At 46.6% G+C, this 18,125-nt stretch carries 13 protein-coding genes; 5 read left to right on the plus strand and 8 right to left on the minus strand.

What is annotated here, in order from left to right:
- Positions 1-110: 110 nt before the first annotated feature.
- On the minus strand, positions 111-8,306 hold the full coding sequence (locus PHW04_17695; GenBank protein ID MDD2717724.1) for a S8 family serine peptidase: 8,196 nt from the start codon (positions 8,304-8,306) through the stop codon (positions 111-113).
- A gap of 8 nt (positions 8,307-8,314) precedes the next feature.
- Positions 8,315-9,019, minus strand: coding sequence for a hypothetical protein (locus tag PHW04_17700; protein ID MDD2717725.1), 705 nt, complete (start codon positions 9,017-9,019; stop codon positions 8,315-8,317).
- 580 nt (positions 9,020-9,599) lie between these two features.
- On the opposite strand from PHW04_17700, the gene PHW04_17705 reads away from it, so the two are divergent.
- The 3 genes from PHW04_17705 (at position 9,600) to PHW04_17715 (ending at position 12,307) form a co-directional block, all read left to right on the plus strand.
- A complete protein-coding gene (locus PHW04_17705) occupies positions 9,600-10,724 on the plus strand; it encodes an ATP-binding protein (GenBank protein MDD2717726.1) in 1,125 nt (374 codons plus the stop codon).
- A 300-nt stretch (positions 10,725-11,024) separates the two neighbouring features.
- On the plus strand, positions 11,025-11,762 hold the full coding sequence (locus tag PHW04_17710; protein MDD2717727.1) for a hypothetical protein: 738 nt from the start codon (positions 11,025-11,027) through the stop codon (positions 11,760-11,762).
- The gene (locus PHW04_17715) at positions 11,759-12,307 is read left to right on the plus strand and encodes a hypothetical protein (GenBank protein ID MDD2717728.1); all 549 of its coding nucleotides are present in this window, start codon (positions 11,759-11,761) and stop codon (positions 12,305-12,307) included. The genes PHW04_17710 and PHW04_17715 overlap by 4 nt, the downstream gene beginning before the upstream one ends.
- A 33-nt stretch (positions 12,308-12,340) precedes the next feature.
- Here PHW04_17715 and PHW04_17720 read toward each other — a convergent pair whose 3' ends face one another.
- The 6 genes from PHW04_17720 to PHW04_17745 are packed head-to-tail and all read right to left on the minus strand — an operon-like array spanning position 12,341 to position 16,444.
- Positions 12,341-13,288: a TerC family protein gene (locus tag PHW04_17720; protein ID MDD2717729.1), complete on the minus strand. Its 948-nt coding sequence runs from the start codon at positions 13,286-13,288 to the stop codon at positions 12,341-12,343.
- A gap of 34 nt (positions 13,289-13,322) precedes the next feature.
- Complete coding sequence (locus PHW04_17725; protein ID MDD2717730.1) at positions 13,323-13,778, minus strand: cytidine/deoxycytidylate deaminase family protein; 456 nt, start codon at positions 13,776-13,778, stop codon at positions 13,323-13,325.
- Position 13,779: 1 nt separating this feature from the next.
- Positions 13,780-14,424, minus strand: a complete 645-nt coding sequence (gene upp, locus PHW04_17730) for a uracil phosphoribosyltransferase (protein ID MDD2717731.1) — start codon at positions 14,422-14,424, stop codon at positions 13,780-13,782.
- A complete protein-coding gene (gene rpiB, locus PHW04_17735; GenBank protein ID MDD2717732.1) occupies positions 14,411-14,857 on the minus strand; it encodes a ribose 5-phosphate isomerase B in 447 nt (148 codons plus the stop codon). The genes upp and rpiB overlap by 14 nt, the downstream gene beginning before the upstream one ends.
- A gap of 10 nt (positions 14,858-14,867) precedes the next feature.
- Complete coding sequence (locus tag PHW04_17740; GenBank protein MDD2717733.1) at positions 14,868-16,004, minus strand: two-component regulator propeller domain-containing protein; 1,137 nt, start codon at positions 16,002-16,004, stop codon at positions 14,868-14,870.
- A complete protein-coding gene (locus PHW04_17745) occupies positions 16,001-16,444 on the minus strand; it encodes a hypothetical protein (protein MDD2717734.1) in 444 nt (147 codons plus the stop codon). The genes PHW04_17740 and PHW04_17745 overlap by 4 nt, the downstream gene beginning before the upstream one ends.
- 97 nt (positions 16,445-16,541) lie before the next feature.
- Here PHW04_17745 and PHW04_17750 point away from each other — a divergent pair, with 97 nt between their 5' ends.
- Entirely contained in the window at positions 16,542-17,621 is a 1,080-nt protein-coding gene (locus PHW04_17750) for an SPASM domain-containing protein (GenBank protein MDD2717735.1), read from the plus strand.
- Between the two features lie 18 nt (positions 17,622-17,639).
- Positions 17,640-18,125, plus strand: a 486-nt coding sequence (locus PHW04_17755) for a hypothetical protein (protein ID MDD2717736.1), incomplete at its 3' end; no start/stop codon positions are given.

Here is an 18,125-nt window from a genome sequence, read left to right on the forward strand (position 1 = left end):
TCATGAAGCGCTCAGTCCGCATATCAAACGGTTATCACTCCTTGAAATGGCCTTTGGCGTCCTATGAAACACCTTGCTGCTGTTGCCTTCTGCCATCATTCCCTATACCCTTATCCGATGACGTATGCATAAACGAATTTCCCGTCCTGTGTGGCCAGGGTTTTCGTCGGGCCTGATCCTACAGGGATATTTTTGATCACTGAGCCTGCAGCCACATCAATCACGGAAACTTCATTGCTGTTCGAAACAGCGACATACGCATACTGGGAACCTGCTGCTGCAGGCTGATAATCTCCATTTGCCGTGGTTTCAACTGTGCCCATAGTCCCGGTCAGATTGGCAGGAGAGCTGAATCCTGTGACCCACTTGTATCCGATCGTGTAAGCCTGCCCTTCTGGCAGAGATACAGAGCTGCCGCTTGTTCTCCAGACGCCGTCAGAGAGCAGCTTCCACATGGCTCCGCCTGTGATTGCTTCTGCAGGCGATAAATTGACTGTCAGGTAATGATTGACAGTGCCGACAGTGACTGTGCATTCAGCTTCTTTTGTGACCCCTGATTCTCCGTATCTGCAGACAAGCGTGACTGTGCTTGGTGTCGCAGAAGCAGTATATTTTTTATTCGCAATGGTTCCGCTACCTGATCTAATCTCCCAGGTTCCTGTGACTGCCTTTTCGCTCAGATCGTCGTATTTCGCCGTTACTGTGATACCTGACAGGTCCAGAGCCTGGTTCACGTACAGGTTTTTTCTGGAATCCGAAAGTGAGAGAGATGACAGCTGCAGGGTCGTGGCATATGTGCCTGAAATTGCAATCGCCACAGGGCTGCTTCCTGCAGGAAGGGAAATCGTACTTGCAATGGTATGGGTAAGGCTATTGATCACCAGCACCTGGTCATTCTGACAATTGGTCGCGTATGCCTTGGTGCCGTCATAGGAAAAAGCGATCGCATAAGTGCCCCTGCCGCTGTCATAGATTGTCTTGACTAAAGAATTGCCTGCAGTCTCGATCACCTCAATCACGCCCAGGTCCTGATACGGAACATACAGGAATTGCGAATCAGGTGAAAGCGCCATGTCTGAGGAGACTCCGGCCAGTTGGATCTCTGATGAGCTCTTGTCGGATAGATTGATCACCAGAATTTTGTGTTCCCAGGGCAGGTTTACATAGGCTTTTTCCCCTGATTCAGCTATCTCGATCTGAGCCGGATAACCGGGTACTTCCATCGAATCTGTCTCTATATTTGTAGCTGTATTTACCACATGGATAACAGGACTCATGTTGCCTGCTGCATACAGTTTGTCCCCTGCAGGGCTGAAGGCGAGATAACGGCATTTCCCTGAATAGAGCACTGCAGCTTTCACTGTTTTGGTCGCAATGTCGATCGCTTCGATCGATCCGCTCGCATAGGTCACATAGATTGTCTTTCCGTTGGGATTGCTTCTCGCGAACCTGGGATAGGTAATGTTGATCGTGGCTGCCACTGTGTTGGTGGCAGTGGCGATCACAGACAGGCTGCTGCCCCCTGCATTGGCCACATACACCTGGTCTCCTGCAGGAGTGGCTGCTGCAGATAAAGGGGCCTTGCCGACAGCGATCGTGCTCACGACTTTATTGGTAGCCAGATTGATTACAGACAGATTGTCAGGTCCGTAATTCACCACATAGGCATATTTAGAAACCTGGGTCTTGGGTATGTATTCAGCGGAAAGAGTCTGACTCTGGCAATCTACTTCCACTGAAACGTCCGCTGGTTTGTAAAATCCTGTCAAAACATTGAAATTCACCTTGTAGCCTGTCCCCTGGATTATTTCGGCAGTGGCACCTGATGCTTTCCAGGTAGTGTCTATGGATCGTTTCCACTGTCCTGTGCTTGGCAGGGTATTCACTGTCAAAATATAATGGCGGGGCTGATAGGTGCTGGAACTGGCTGGGAGTGTCAGAGGAACTTTGAGCATTGTGCCGCCGGCAGGTGCCGGAGCCGTGTATCCAGGGACTTCCTTGAACACTACAATATAGCCAGTGTTTTCCGATACCAGCACTGAACTTCCTGATGAGCGCCATTCGACTTCGCCGGTCAGTTTCCATCCACCATCTGCTACAACGGCTGAAGGTGTGAGAGTAACTGTCAAGGCATGCTTGCCTGGATTACTGACTTCATAGGTGCTTGTGATGGTGACTGCACTTGTGCCGAGCTTTCCAATGAAGTCTGCAGGAGTGTTAAATTCAGCCACATCCTTGAAACGTATTTCATAAGTGTGATAATCCTGACATGCGACAAGGGTACCACTGGCACGCCAGACATTGTCTGAATTGATCATCCATTTCCCAGCAGTTGCTACGGCAGGGGGAGCAAGTTTCACTGTGACATTGTGGTTGATTTTGGCATACGTGCCTGTTTTCGCTGGAACTACGGCGGTTCCCATAGCTACCAGGGTAGTCGGTTGAGGTATAGGTGTTGTCCAGCCATCAATAGGCCTGAACATAACCTGGTATTTCTTGCCAATGGCGATGTATACGCTGTCGCCGCTCTCACGCCATTCAGTCTCGCTGGTGAGTTTCCACCGCGCTTTGTCCACAATTGCCGCTTCTGGCGTGATGTTTACCGTGAGATTGCCTTTGCTGTAACCGTGGGTGGCGGTTTTATTAATGCCTGTAATTTCGCCTGTGGTTATCTCCTGCGTAGGCCAGTAATAAGGAACTGTATTGCATTCCATCGTATAGGCAGTGCCGACTTCCATGGTAAAAACTTCATTTGTACGCCATTTGCCGTATTCGAATCTCCACTTGGCTCCTGCTGTCACTGCCGCAGGCGGATCAATGGCTACAGTCAGGTTGCTGTGGTCAAGGGAGCAGGACCAGACATCGTTCTGTGGCACGTATTTTGTTCCATCCCAGGTCATGCCTCCGACAACCCACATCTTGTCAGCCATGATAAAGGCCTGATGCCCTGTCCTGATGCCAAGGCCGGTATTCGTGCTGTCTGTTTTCCAGTCAAAGCCATTGAAAGAAGACCAGGCATCATTCCAGAGGAAATTCCCTTCAGTGTCAACTCCGAATCCGCCTGCCAGGCGGATCTTGTTCAGATATGAACAGAGTGAGAAACCATGCTTCAAACCCATTTCTGGCACTATCCAGGCATTCCAGTTGATGCCGTCTGTCGTATACCAGATGTCCTGGCAGTAGCCGTTTGCTCCCACTCCGCCGAACAGGAAAAGCTTGTCTTCCTGGACAATGCACTTGTGCATTGCCCGAGGTGTGAAGAGTTTGGTGCTGGTGACCTTGGTCCATCCAGTCATGTTGGCAGACTGCCAGACTTCATTGGTATAACCGTCGCTTGTCTGCCCGCCAATGATGTAGCAGTATTTCCCAAAAACAACAGCCTGGAAGTCCTGTTTGTTCGCGAGTGGATTCGGTTGAGATGTTATAGCAGTGCTCGTCCATGATTTTCCGTCAGTTGAGCTCCAGATGTTTGCCTCAGGGGTGTTTCCGATAACTCCACCTATTACCCACATTTTACTGCTAAAAAATACTGTTTCCTGATTGTGGCGGGCTGAAAATGGAGCTGCAGCGGTTACTGAAGTCCAGTTTGTTCCATTCTTTGTTTTCCAGACATCCTTTAACTCAGTGGTTCCGTCAGTGCCGCCGATCAAATAAACGCTGTCAGTAATGCCTGCGAGAGAATAGCCGTAACGTGGGGAAAAGGTAGCTTCAGAAGTCTCAAGAGTCCATGTGGCAGAAAGTACTTCATATGTAAAAGGAAGAATTGTTGTCTCATTCATAGTGCCGATACAATTAGCTGGTTTCGTATATCCTGAAACAAGAGAAAATTCAATTTCATATGTCTCGCCAGGTCTTTTGACAAAATTATCGCCATTTGCTTTCCAGAATGTGTCACCTATAAGCCGCCAGTAAGCAAGGTTTGCAATCTTTTCAGGACCAAGGGTAACTTCAATGGTATTACCCTGGATAGTATAAAGCACTTCGACAGTTTCATTTGTGTCGCTCATTACGCCTTGATAATCAGGTTGCTGATAAAATCCAGGCACAAATGAAAAATGGATCAGGAATTCATGTCCATCCTGGTATGTTACTGAATGACCAAGGTCATATGACTCCCCTGTGCCATTCAACTGCCATTTGGCCGAACTTGGCATGTTGTCGTTGAGCGCTGTGACTGTGAGGTGATGGTAAACAGGCGAATAAGTTACACTGATTACCTCAGTCGTACTTCCCATAGTTCCACTGACATTAACCGGAGCAGTCCAGCCGGTAAGGTGCTTGAATTCAATATCGTAAGTTGCACCGGATTCGATCAAAACACTTTTTCCTGAACTATACCAGTCAGCTGTTCCTGCTAAACTCCATTCCGCATAATCTTGCTTTGCTAAAGGGGGAGTGATATTGACAATAAGAGGATATCTTATGTCGTTATAAGTAGCTGTTATTTTGATATCATCGTTCTCAATAGTTCCAGAAACTGGATCTGGTAAAGAATATCCGGGGATTTTCTGAAATTCTACAGTAAAATCCTGCCCTCTAGGTATAAGTTCACTACCCTGGCGGATTCTCCAGTTTTGTTCGCCTACAAATCTCCAGTGTGCTCCATCGCATACAGCTATTGCAGGTTCAATAGATACATACAAAATTTGGTACTCTCCTGAATTTTCAGTATCATTTTGCAAATCTTTCGGTTGATACCTGGAGCGTTTTGTATAAACATTATTCATGAATTTTTGCTCTTTGACATTGCTGGGGGAACCGTCTGCATTTACTGTCGAGATATTGAAGGTGATTGGTTCAGGAGCAATGTATCCCCCCACATCTCTAAACCAGATCTTAAAATCTTTATTGATATATTCACCAAGTGGTGCATAAGTCCCAGCTCTCTGCCAATAGCCACTTGTATCATCAGGTTTTATAGGACTTAAAACCCATCCACCACTATAGTAAACACTCATTGGAAAATAGGTGACAAAAGCCCTGGGACGATCTGTACAACTGAATGTTGGTAGTATTTGACTTTTCGTTATTACTATGGGAACCACACTCTCTCTGTTAAAAGAGTTCAAGATTCCTTTACCTCTAGGAGAAATAAAATCCTGTGTTGTTTCGCCAAACGATACTATAAGTTCAGGTGCAGATTCAGGTATATCAAGTACAGTACCACTAAGAAAACCGGAATATTGCTCTGAGGACGGACTGTTTTTACTATAATGGCTGTAAGCAGATATTTGACAAGGATATGATTCTCTAAAAGCTTCTTTTGGTGAATAATTAACAGTTACTTTAAAAATTCTCTGGTAGTTCAATTCTACAGGTGTGCCCATTTTTACATTTACAATTTTTTTATTGTTTTTTTCATTCATCCAATAATAAGATTCTAAGGCTGAGGAACAATCTTTGGCTTCGATTTCATAATCCCCTTTTGCCACATTGACTTTTTCATTTTGTGGCATCCAAGAGCTCCATTCTCCATACTTTCCTTGCCAAATATCAAACGACCGAAAGCGCCACAAATCAGGGTCATTAGCATGTGCATCCCAGAATGAATTAGGTGATTTTGGAGAAATGTAAGCGGACAATTCCGGATGCGTCGCCTTCCAGAACATCTTATACAGCTCAGCCGTTGCAGCCACTGCCAGTGGTATAAGGTTGTTACCTCTTGCTCTCAACTCTGAATCCGATAAATCACCCGGAATTTTATCGCTACCTTCTGGTCCAGCTTTTGTGCCTCCATCGCTCGAATAATCATCTGTGAATTCGGCTACCACATAAAACAGCTTCCACAAGTCTGGTATTTTCTTGCTATCTCCCCAGTCGGATTCGGTGATCGTAAAACCACAATGCGACAAATCTTTGGCTGTTTTGTAGACCTTAAAATTCGCCACGCAGTCATTCGCCTTCTGACAATCCGAGTTACAATAAGCAACATAATTATAAACTTTATTTTCATTATTAACTTTTCCTGCCCACTCCTCATATGAATCCAGTCCACCCCAAAATGCAGAGTTATGGGCATCGTTGTGCACATGCGCTGGTGTAGTCATATCCTGCAGTAGATGTGCCACTCTGCCAAGAAGATAATAAGCCTTGGCAGGATTTTTGTCATAGCATGCCACGGCCTCTGTCCACATGCTGAGGGCCACAACTGGAGGACCAGAATAGTTGCATTCAGCATGAGAATTAGGAATCCCTTTTTTTAAGCCTGCATCGAAATTTCCTGCTTCTCTTTCCTTGTCTCTCCAGAAATGATGGCCTACTACTCTTAAAGCGTTAAGTTCCAGATTGTCCAGATGATCTGATTTTGGTGCATTGAGAAAAGGACCTTGGGTCAAATCTTTTGACCAATAAAACATATCTTCTTCCATCGAACCTTCGATGATATCGTCATTGCCTGAGATCGCTTCTATCTGAGCATCATGGTCATTGCTCTTGAATTTGTCATAATTGATTTTGGAAAAGGGAGTAGGTGAATTATCCAGAGGTCTTACTGGATCAGTAGTGGTTGTATCTTCGGTGTTTTTGGGATGAGTACCTCCTGTAAATGTTTTTAATATGCACTGGGTCGGTTTCATTACTTCCGATACCTCATGATTTGCTTCGTCTATCTCTTGATAAGGCTTATCGATAATATATTTATATGGAAATTCATCACCAATATACTTTGTAAATTCTTCATTCATTTTCTGAGAGTATGAAATAATTAATTCCTTTGCTTTTCCAGAAATGTATTGATGTACACATCTCCATTCACCGTATTTATCAGAGTCCATATGAAGACAGAATTTCAGCATTGCATCTTCTTCGAATGTGAATCCCAGGGTAGATTCAGTAGTATCATCCACTTCTTCAGTTCCCATGATTACCGGCACCGGCAAGCCTGAGAGATACAGATTTTTGTGCTCATCGCTCAGAACTCTTAGTCCTGCCAGTACTTGATCATAATCAGCACTGCCCTGGATAAGGGAAATCGCTGCAGACAGCCCGCTGACATGAGCCGCTGCCGCTGACGTGCCTGTGGTTGTGCCATATTTATTTCCTGGCAGAAGAGCGGGTATGTCCACTCCAGGAGCCAGGAAATCCACTGCTGAATTCATGGTTGACCCAGACCAGGCCAATCCGTCAGGCCCGCTGGCACCGACAGAAATTACATAGTTGTAAGATGCGGGAAAAAGAGGCTCGCTGTTACCCTCATTTCCGGCAGCAGCGACTACAGTACAACCACTTCTCAGAGCTGCTCCTATTGCCAGTTTCAGCATTTCCGAATAACCATGACCAGCAGCGCTGATGTTGATGATGTTCGCTCCATGCTCAATTGCATAGTAGATACCCTGAACGAGCAATGCATAACAGCCATATCCCTGATTATCCAGCACTTTTACTGGCAGTATCTTCATTCTCGGGAACACCCCGTCAATGCCGAAATCATTCCATGATGCTGCCATGATGCCTGCCATCTCAGTGCCGTGGCCATTGTCATCAGAAGGGTCATCATCCATGTTCAAAAAGTCATAACCTGGCAGTATATTGTTCTGGTCCAGATCCTCGTGATTCCTGTCGATTCCAGTATCCAGCACTGCTACGACCACTTCCTTAGTAGTGCTGATGTTGCCGAGCCATTTGACATCTCCTAATTTCCGCAGATTCCATTGGGTTGGTCTCAGATCCTGGGCGGCGCAGACTTTGACAACCTTGTCCTCTTCCACAGCCTTGAAATCATCATTTTTTTCAATGATTTCCTTGATTTTCGTCCTATCCACCCCAGCCGGTATGTTCACAGCCAGGTAATTACCGCACAGAAGCTGCGGATCAAGCCCATATTGTCTCAAGAGAATCGCCTTTTCCTTTAAAGTGCCTGATTTCATTCTCAGGGTCAGGCGCTCAGGGACAACATCCCCGATTCCGGTATAAGAAGTTCTTGGAGGAACTGGCTTTTTATCAGACAGATCGATTTCAGCATTTACGATTTTTTTACTTGAGAGTGTTTGATAGCCCTGCCCTTTATTATCATAACTATAAATTTTGCCGCTCACCTGGTCCTGGCAGTAGAAATCGTAATTCAGCTTCTCTGCAGTGATATCGCGCTTCTCATTTGAGCTTACCATATCACCCCAGGCGGATTCGCTGGTGTCATACTGCGATGCGCTCTGCATCTCCACGTAAAATTTCCTGTTCTGCCCAGTGTCATGCAGACTGAGAATGGTCAACCCTGGAGCAAAATCATGTTCGTGCTCTTTAGGTTTGATGAACAAATCCAAAAAAAGAAACAGAAGAATAAGGCCAGTTCCAATCGCGAGCTTTTTCATTCAACCTCCTATGATCCTGGAAATGATGCCACTGTTCCAATAAGCAGGTAACAGACACCTACCGCAAAGCCGACTGCTCCAAGTATAGTGCAGATCCATCCGTAGAAGATGTATCTTCCGAGATGAATATCTTTCTCCATGTAGCCTGCGAATAAAATGGCGAGGCCTACTGGGAAGAAATAGCCCACAGTCCAGGCCTTTGCCAGTAGTATCAAACACGCATAGCCGATCGGCAGGAAGGGATCATTGGGGCATGTAGTGATATTCAAAGGAGTATCAGGACTGGCAAAGAAAATCAGACCCGACATTACTGAGTAGATGAACATGCGCCAGACGCACTGCAATGCAGTCTCACTGATGCCGAAGATTTTGTCAGCCTGCGATACGTAAAGCCGTCTCAGGCTTGATAAACCAAGGTACAACAACCAGCAGTGATAAATTAATATCTCCATAGCCGCGGGAGCAAGTATGACCAGTGCGTTTGGCGCGTATACTCGCTCTGAGAGCCGTTTGGCAATGTAAAACAAGATGAGCAACGCATAATTGAGATTGGTTAGTCTATTGTAAATCTTATCGCTGGGGGTGAAAAAGGCGAGTATCGGTTCGCGATGGGGGCTGTTTTTCAACCTGCTTGCTAAGAAGTATGCAAAAATAGCAAAAATCAAAGGGAAAAGGAAGAAGTAATGGTTGATAATGTTAAAAATTGCTTCCATGTTTTCTCCGGAATTTATGGTGATAAGAATTTTTCTTGTAGAATATTGAAGCAACAGGTCTTCTTAAGGAATAATCGAGTTTTCTCAAGCGCAGAGATTGCATGTGACCGGAAGTCACAATTTCGCTATACACTGTCTACACCTCGCATACATTCAGGTCTTTTGCAGACCATTTTTAAAAATCAATACATACTGCAATGCTTTTACAACGGAAATTTTAGTCGCACTTGATTAGCTGAAATACATTGAAGCAGAATATCTCTCATAATAATTTTATTGAAACTTTCCTCCTTTGTCAAAGGAAAAAGAAGGTGGAGAATGGCACATATCCCGATTTTCCCGTTCGGATTGATTCTCACGTCCCAGGCATAAGGAATATTGCTGATCGTGGCTGCCACTGTGTTGGTGGCAGTGCGATCACAGACAGGCTGGAGCTGCCTGAATTCACCACATGGGTTGTTTTGGAGTGCTGATTTGCACACTTCTGTTGACATGCTGATCAATGCTCTTGAATTAATAATATTGGGAATGTGAATCCTAATTTTTTGACAAAATTGTGGAAGATGATTACCATGTTTGCATGATTAAAAGATTGATCGATCCGGAAGCCCTCATCAAACCAGGCAAAGTTCTGGTCATTTATGGTCCGCGGCAGGTAGGCAAAACTACCCTGCTTAAAGCTTTTTTATCCGGTACTCACTTTAAGTATCGTCTGGATTCCGGGGACAATATCCGGATCAGCGACCTTTTAGGTTCCCGGGATTTTGCCCGCCTGCTGGAATACGCTGAAGGATACGAACTGATCGCAATAGACGAGGCGCAGCAGATCCCGGGCATCGGCATGGGATTGAAAATACTGGTGGATCAGCGTCCTGACCTGATGGTGGTTGCTACAGGATCCTCTTCCTTCGACCTCTCAGGTATGCTTGGTGAGCCTCTTACGGGTCGCAAACTGACTGTGACTCTTTATCCGATCGCTCTTTCAGAACTGTCCGCAGGACATAATCGGCATGAGTTGAGAGAAATGCTCCCGAGCCTGTTGATTTTCGGCTGTTACCCGGAAATCATCAATGCTGAAAGCACAAAAGGGAAAATAACAGCACTGGAAGAACTGACCTGGTCTTACCTTTTGAAAGATGTTTTGTCGCTGGAACGCACAAAAGGACCCAGAGTTCTGCTTGATCTTTTGAAGCTGCTTTCCTTCCAGGTTGGGAGCCTGGTCTCCCACCACGAACTTGCGACGCAGCTCAAGATTGACGTCAAGACAGTGGAGCGTTATCTCGATTTATTGGAAAAAACCTTTGTTCTGAGGAAAGTGTGCGGATTCAGCCGCAATCTCAGAAAAGAAATCACCGCCAAAAGCAAATACTATTTTCTGGATAATGGCATTCGTAACTCCGTGATCTCAAATTTCAACTCCCTGAACGACAGGTCTGATATTGGAGCTCTCTGGGAGAATTTCATCTTCTGCGAAATGCTGAAAAAGCGAACCCATGAACAGAATTCCGGTTTGTTTTATTTCTGGAAAACCTATTCTGGACAGGAAGTTGATCTGGTCGAGGAGCGCGACGGCAGGATCATGGGATATGAATGCAAATGGTCTGATGATGATGTACGCGTTCCCGCAAAATGGCACGAGGAGTATCCGGAAGCTATGTTCAAGGTGATCACCCACAGAAATTTTCTGGAGTATTTACTGCATTGAGTTTTCCACCTTTTCCCACGCAGATGTCAGCTTTTGGAGTATTCCCAACGACTCCTCCGATCACCCACATCTTGTTGCTGAATACAACTGTTCCAGACAGGGGAATTGTCACGGGAACCTGGAAATTTTCAAGGCCACTTTTGCCAAGCAATCCTGATTGAGCTAAGATAATGAGCCTCTTGCAAAATTCCTGTTTGCGCTGTATCTTGGATAGGAATTTTGTTAGAGGCTCATATGGGGCACTGAGCTTGCGACAAATGCCTCATAATCTCAAATTCAGAGTTCGAGTTGAGGGTGCATATGAAGAAAACCTGCGCATTGATGTTCCTGTTTCTGCTCCTGGGCGGTCTTTATGCCGAACAGAAAATCACGCTCAATGAGCGGAATTCCCTGCTGACTGATGTGATCAAGAAGATCGGACTGACTGTAGTCGGCCTGGAAAAAATCTATCCTGACGAAAATTCCATGCCAAGGCTCACTGCCCTGATCCAGAATCTGCCTGACAACCGTGCTCTGGAAGCAGTCTGTTCTTCCCTGAATCTGGAACTTCTGAAATCAGGCGAAGTATATCTGGCGCAGCGCAGGCAGCATGCGGGAACCTCTGTCTTCGATGACGGCTATCAGGTGGACATGCAGCAGAAAGACTCATTCACCGGCGAAGTCAGCATCGGCATTGACAGGGAAATTCCGATGCTGAGCAACGAAATGGACAATCAGATGTTTTACAGGGAGTTCAATCAGCTGATTACAATCACTAAGGCAATTCCTGCTGAGAAAAGGATCGAATTTCTTTTCAATGGCAAGCCTCAGTCCATCAGGGAAGGCGAGAATTTCAACGACAGGATTCAACTGCTTCAGGTGGTTTCAGCGCGTGAAATTCTGATTTATTATCCTCAGATGTTCATCCGTCTCACAGTCAAAGTGCAGAATGGGACCGCAAAGGAAAAAGCGAAGGAGACTCCCAAAATGAAAACTCCAAAAGCCAAAACCCAGAAATTGAAAATCACAAACACCACACCTGCGGGAGGTAATAAATGAAGAAACTCCTGTTCTGTTTCTTGATGTCAGGCCTGATCGCTTCAGCCGAGGAAGCTAAAATCACTTTTAAAGCCGATAATCTCAAGCTGGATGAACTGCTCGCGAAAATGGCTGAATCCTGCCCTGGTGTCAATCTTGTCTACCCGAATCTGCTGGAATTTCCGGAAACTCCGGCTGACTTCCAGGATGTTTCTTTCAGTGCTGCCCTGGATCAGGTCTGCGCTCCATATAATCTGGAAGTGATGAAAACTGAAAATGTTTATGTGGTGCGGCCCAGGATCTCACAGTTGACTCTGAAGCATGGGCCGAACACCATCCAGGACGGAGGCACAGGCGAGACAGCAGACCTGAATCAGGAAATCGTCATCACTAAAATCGATTTTCCCAACAAACAGATCCAGTTCGAGATGGACGGAAAAACATACACACTGAAAGAAGGCCAGACCTTCGGGAAAAGGCTGCAGCTGATCAAGGTGGTTTCTGACGAGGAAGTGATGGTGTATTACCCGCGCATCATCTACAAGAAGCATCCGATCGATAAATAATATAGTGAATGGTGAAGACTGGTTATTCACCACTCACTTTTCACTATTCACTTCTGTAATTTCAGCCTTCTTTTCCGGTATCAGCACTGACAGCGCGATCGAGACTGTGATGATGCCAGCCAGTATGCCTAGCGAAACTCCGATCGGGATTTCGATCATTTTTGAAGTGAGCATTTTCACGCCCACAAAGATCAGAATCAGTGAGACCCCATGATGCAGGTATCTGAAAAGACTGACGATCGCGGCAAAAGCGAAGTAGAGAGAGCGCAGGCCGAGAATCGCGAAAACATTGGAAGTGTAAACAATAAAAGGATCAAGAGTTACAGATAAGACTGCAGGGATCGAATCAGTGGCAAACAGCACATCAGTGGATTCCACGACCAGCAATACGACAAAGAGCGGTGTGGCTTTGAGTACTCCGTTTTCCCTGAGGAAAAAACAACCGTGGTGGAAGTGTTTGCTGACAGGGAAAAATTTATGGAATATCCGCAGTACAAGATTTTTTTCAGGGTCAACCTGCTCCCCGTCCTTTTCCAGGATCATCTTGATTCCTGTAAAAACCAGGAAAGCACCGAACAGATAGATCAGGAAATGGAATCTGTGGATCAGCGTGACACCTGCTGCGATAAAAATACCGCGTAAAATCAGGGCACCGAGAATGCCCCAGAACAGTATCCTGTGCTGATGCTCTCCAGGCACACGGAAATATTTGAAAATAAGGATGAAAACGAACAGATTGTCTATGCTGAGTGATTCTTCGAGCAGGTACCCTGCTGTGAACTCAAGGGCAGGCTTTGCTCCCCGGAAATACCAGATCCCGGCATTGAAAAGTAAGGCCAGCAAGACAAAGAACGCAGTTGAAAGCAAGGCATGCCTGATGGTCGGAGCACCCTTGTGCTTGTTCATTACTCCAAGATCCAGGAGCAGCAGTACAAAAACCACGATGTTGAACAGGATTAGAAAAAGTCCCTGATGTTCCATTTTTCCCCTTGATTACAGCGAAAAGCGAGTGAGATCAGCTTTTTTTAAATGTTTCAAGCTCGATTTCAGCTTCTTTTAACATTTCAATCGACAGTTCATCAGGATACGCTCCTGAATAGACGATCTTTTTGACTCCTGCGTTGATGATCATCTTGGCACAGGTCACACAGGGCTGATGTGTGCAGTAGAGGATTGCTCCTCTTGTGCTCACGCCATAAAGAGCGGCCTGGATGATGGCATTCTGCTCTGCATGCAGGCCGCGGCATAGTTCCTGACGTTCCCCGGATGGAATTCCCCGTTCCTCCCGCAGGCATTTTTTCCCGTTTTCACCGCAGTGGGAGACGCCCGACGGTACTCCATTGTAGCCTGACGCGATGATGCGCTTTTCGAGTACGATCAGGGCTCCGACCTGCCTGCGCAGGCAGGTGGAACGTTTGGAAATCAATTCCGTGATTTCCATGAAATATTGATTCCAGCTGGGTCTTTTCATATCACAATGTCCCGAACAGCCGGTCGCCGGCATCGCCGAGCCCGGGCACGATGTAGCCTATGTCGTTCAGACCTTCGTCCACAGCAGCTGTGAAAATCTTGATGTCCGGATGATCGCTGAGCAAAGTATCGATTCCTTCGGGGCAGGAGATGATGGAAATGAACTTGATGTGAATGCCGCCATTATTCTTGGCCAGAGTCACGGCATGGCTTGCCGAACCGCCAGTCGCCAGCATCGGATCCAGGATAATGATTTCCCGCTCAGAAAGGGCTGTAGGAAATTTAGCGTAATATTCAATCGGTTTCAGGGTTTCGTGATCCCTGTATATTCCCACATGCCCCACCTTGGCCTGGGGAATCACTTTCAACACTCCTTCCACCATGCCCAAACCTGCCCTGAGTATCGGAATCACCGCCGGTTTTCTGCCTTTAATCACTCGGCAGCGGGCTTTGGTGAGCGGGGTATCGATCTCGATTTCCTCGAGCGGGAAATCGCGGGTGGCTTCATAGGCGAGCAGCAGGCTGATTTCTTCCGCCAATTCCTTGAAGATCTTTTTGGGAGTGTTTTTGTCTCTCATCATCGTTAGCTTGTGTTCAATATAAGCATGCCTTGGCAGGATCAGGTTCTTCCATTTAGTTTTTTCCATCTTCCAGCTCCTTGATTTTGTTGAGGCGAAGCTGATGTCTGTCGCCTGCGAATCCACTTTTGATAAAAGCATTAACCGCGTCCTTGGCGGTTTCAATCCCGATGATCCTGGAACCAAGGCAGAGCACATTGGCATCATTATGTTCCCTGGAAAGCCTGGCTGTTAGAGAATCTGATACCAGGGCTGCCCGGCAGCCTCTTACTTTGTTGGCAGAAATACTCATGCCGATGCCGGTTCCGCAGACAAGAATGCCCAGCCCTGCTTTTCCGGAAACGACTGCTTTCGCCACCTTTTCCGCAAAATCAGGATAATCGCATCTCTCTGTGCTGTTTGTGCCAAGGTCCTGTACTTCATGAGACATGGAAGTCAGGTGTTCCCTGATGATTTCTTTGTATTCAAAGCCTGCGTGATCAGAACCTATCGCGATGATCATTTACACCGTCCTAAAAGAAGTTTTGTAATTCAATTTTATACAGCCCGTACTCGCTGCCCACGAAAAGTGAATCCTTGTAAAATGCGGCCTTTGTGAGGCGCTCTGATTTGAGGCCTTCATTTTTACCGATATTGATCCATTTCTTGGTGTCAGAGTTATAGCATGAAAGGCCGCCAGTAGTGGCAATGAAAAACCATTGCCCCCGGTGCAGGCATTCTTTGACCCAGTTTCCGATCAGAGGAGAATTTCCCGGCAGCTTTTCATCGACCCCCCTGCCGTCTTCCTTAACCACTGCTTCGACGTGTGTGGCAGTGAATATTTCCCAGGAAGGTTTTTCGTCCTCGTTCTGGAAATGGGACAAGCCGCAACCTGTGGAAATCCACTTGTCTCGTTCTGAAATCAGTACACTGTTCACTATGTTTCCACTCAACGGGCTGTTGCCTTCGAATTTGACAAACCCGCCAAACTGGTTGGGGCGTTTGTGGATTCCGTAAAACACTCTGCCTTCTTTTGTGGATAGATTGTATTTTACCAGACCATCCCCTGTGCCGATCCAGAAAATTCCGTCTGAATCTTCATCCATGGAAAGTATCTGGTAGAAGTTCTGGCCGATATTATCGTCCTTTTCCCGCAGTTTGAGAAAGCTGTTTTCCTTGTCCCAGTAAAACCACTGGGTAAAGTCGAAAATCGCAACTCCATTATCCATTCCTGCATAGATTGATCGCATCCGGTCCGACCAATAAAGGCAATTGATTCTGCCAAGATTTTTAGTAGCAAAGCCGGTGATCTTGTTCAGGATGCCGATTTCTTCTTCGGTTCCGACGAAAAGGGTGCCGTTTTTATCGCTTACTATGCAGTTGATCTGCTGGGAAGTCAGAGAATTTGCAAATTTAGCCTCAAACGGTTCGAAAACAGTTCCCTCCCCCTGATATTTGAATAAACCTTTTTTTGTGCCGATCCAGAGAGTTTCCGCGCTGTCATAATACAATGATGTGATAAAACTGCTGGTTAAAGCGGAATTGGTATTGAAAAATCCACTGACTGTGAATGACTCTTCTTTTTTTACCTCTGCTGCCTTTGGCGGTGGCGGGTTGCCACAACCGCTGAACAGGAGGCAGATCAGTAAAAGGAGAAGTTTTCGAATCATAGGAATCCTTCGATGACAGCCGTAACACCCACGCCATACACGCGCTCAAGGTTGAGGGGGTTGGAACTCTTGTTCGGTACATAGCACTTGGCCCTGTATATGTTGCCGAACGTGCCTTCCAGGCAGAATACTGCCCTCACATCATTCACAAGTTCCTCTGGTCCTGAAACCTGGGCTGCGCCGATGGCGGCCTGGTTGCCGACAGAGAAAATCGGAACTACTTTCGTAAAATCTCTGTTTTCCGCATGATGAGCCAGCATCAGGCTGTTCAGAAAGTCGTTCAGAGGACCAGCGATCTGACGGATAACGGCTCCGCCCGCGGCAGCCTTCAGCAGATCTTCTCCCAGGTTTTTGAGGTCGAATTTCTTAGCCCAGACATCTGCGGTCAAGCCGAAAACGAATATTGTGATCATGAAAAATGCGGCCAGTCTTCTGCTCATATATCCTCCGGATTTTATCGATTGCAGATATTTTACCTCTGAGCGGTTAATTTGTCCAAAACTTCATAAAATCCACTTTTTCTGCTATTTTATTCTCATGCTGACCACCCTGATCCTGGAACTGACCAATTTCTGCAACCTTAACTGCATCATGTGCAGCCTGCCCAGGCAGAAACTCCAGCGGGGATTCATGAGGCACGATCTTTTGGAAAAAATCCTCTCTGACCTTAGGAAGGAAAAGCTTAAATTCAACCTGATCCTGCCCTTCTGGTCAGGTGAATCATCTCTTCACCCTCAGTTCAGGGAATTGTTAGGCCTGATCTTTGAAGCCAACAAAGATTTTTCCATTGCCGACGGCCTTGCCATGGATACGAATCTCAATTCCTGGGACAGGAGCCTGATTGATTTTGTGCTGAAAAGCAGGCAGTTTGTGGTACTGCATTTTTCTCTGGACGCAGTACGGGAAGAGACATACAGAAAAATCCGGGTTGGCGGCGATTTCCGGACTGCCCAGGGGAATGCCCTGGATTTCCTGAAACGAAAAGCAGAACTTGGTTTAGCGCACCCTAATCTTGTGTTCCAGTTTATTGTGCTTGATGAGAATCGGGCTGAAGCCAGGGAATTCCGCGATTTCTGGGCGACTGAACTCAAAAAAAACAGTCTGCCGATGCAGGTAAACTATTTTTATGATCAACCCGGACCGATTGAGCTCAACACAATTTTCATCCGCCGCTGCGACGCCCCCTGCGGAAAAACCAAACTGCAGCTTAAATACGAGGAACTGCACAGGAGCGCAGTGGAAGAGGTGCTGGGCAGCACCTTTCGCAGGAAAGACAGGCTGCTGCTGACCAATGAATACAGGCCTGACAAGGCAGGGAAAAATGTACTGAGCGGGAAACGTGAGCGGGAAATCTGCGCAGGTCCTTTCACCCACCTGTCCATAAAATACGACGGACGCGCAAGCCTTTGCTGCCAGGATACTGATACCCAGCTCGCCATCGGCAATGCCGCTGATCAGAGCATCCGTGAATTGTGGTTCGGGGAGCGGACCAGAAATTTGCGCCTGGCTCATCTGGAAGGCAAGCTTCCACCACGGTGCAGGGACTGTTTCAATCAGGTCTATCCTTTGATTAAACCTGGTGAGTTAGTTACAATTAAGGATGTATTCGGATTATAGAATAGAGATTGACTGATAATGATCAAGAAACTGCTGCGAAAAGCCAGGTATGATTTTTTTTCTATGCGGGATCTGCATAAAGAGCTGCTTTCGCTCAAAACAGAAGCTGATCTTTTCCCGGCAGAAGAGACATTTTTTCCTTCGGAAGTGAAAAGTCTTTATCATGTCAATTGCGGGCCTGATGCGAGCCTGTCCTTTTTCCCGTCCACCTGTGACATCCGCCGGGCACTTAATAAACATATCCGGGCTGCTGAATTCGCTGGAAAGTTCCCTGAGTATCTCCCGGGGATTTCAGTATCTTTTGCACTTGCCGGAAATGATTACAGAAGAAATTGGGCGGAGCTATGCCTGCAGAGATTTTCCGCGCCCATCCTGACCGAAACCATGGGATTCGCTTTTTTCCTGCGGTCTGAAGGAAGCGGAGGAGTGCTGAGGCTGATCCTGGAAGCTGCCGACGGGAGCGAATGGGTCAGCGAGCACAGGCTGGCATTGAGGACCAGGCAC

The organism is Candidatus Wallbacteria bacterium (assembly GCA_028687545.1).
GTDB lineage: Bacteria > Muiribacteriota > JAQTZZ01 > JAQTZZ01 > JAQTZZ01 > JAQTZZ01.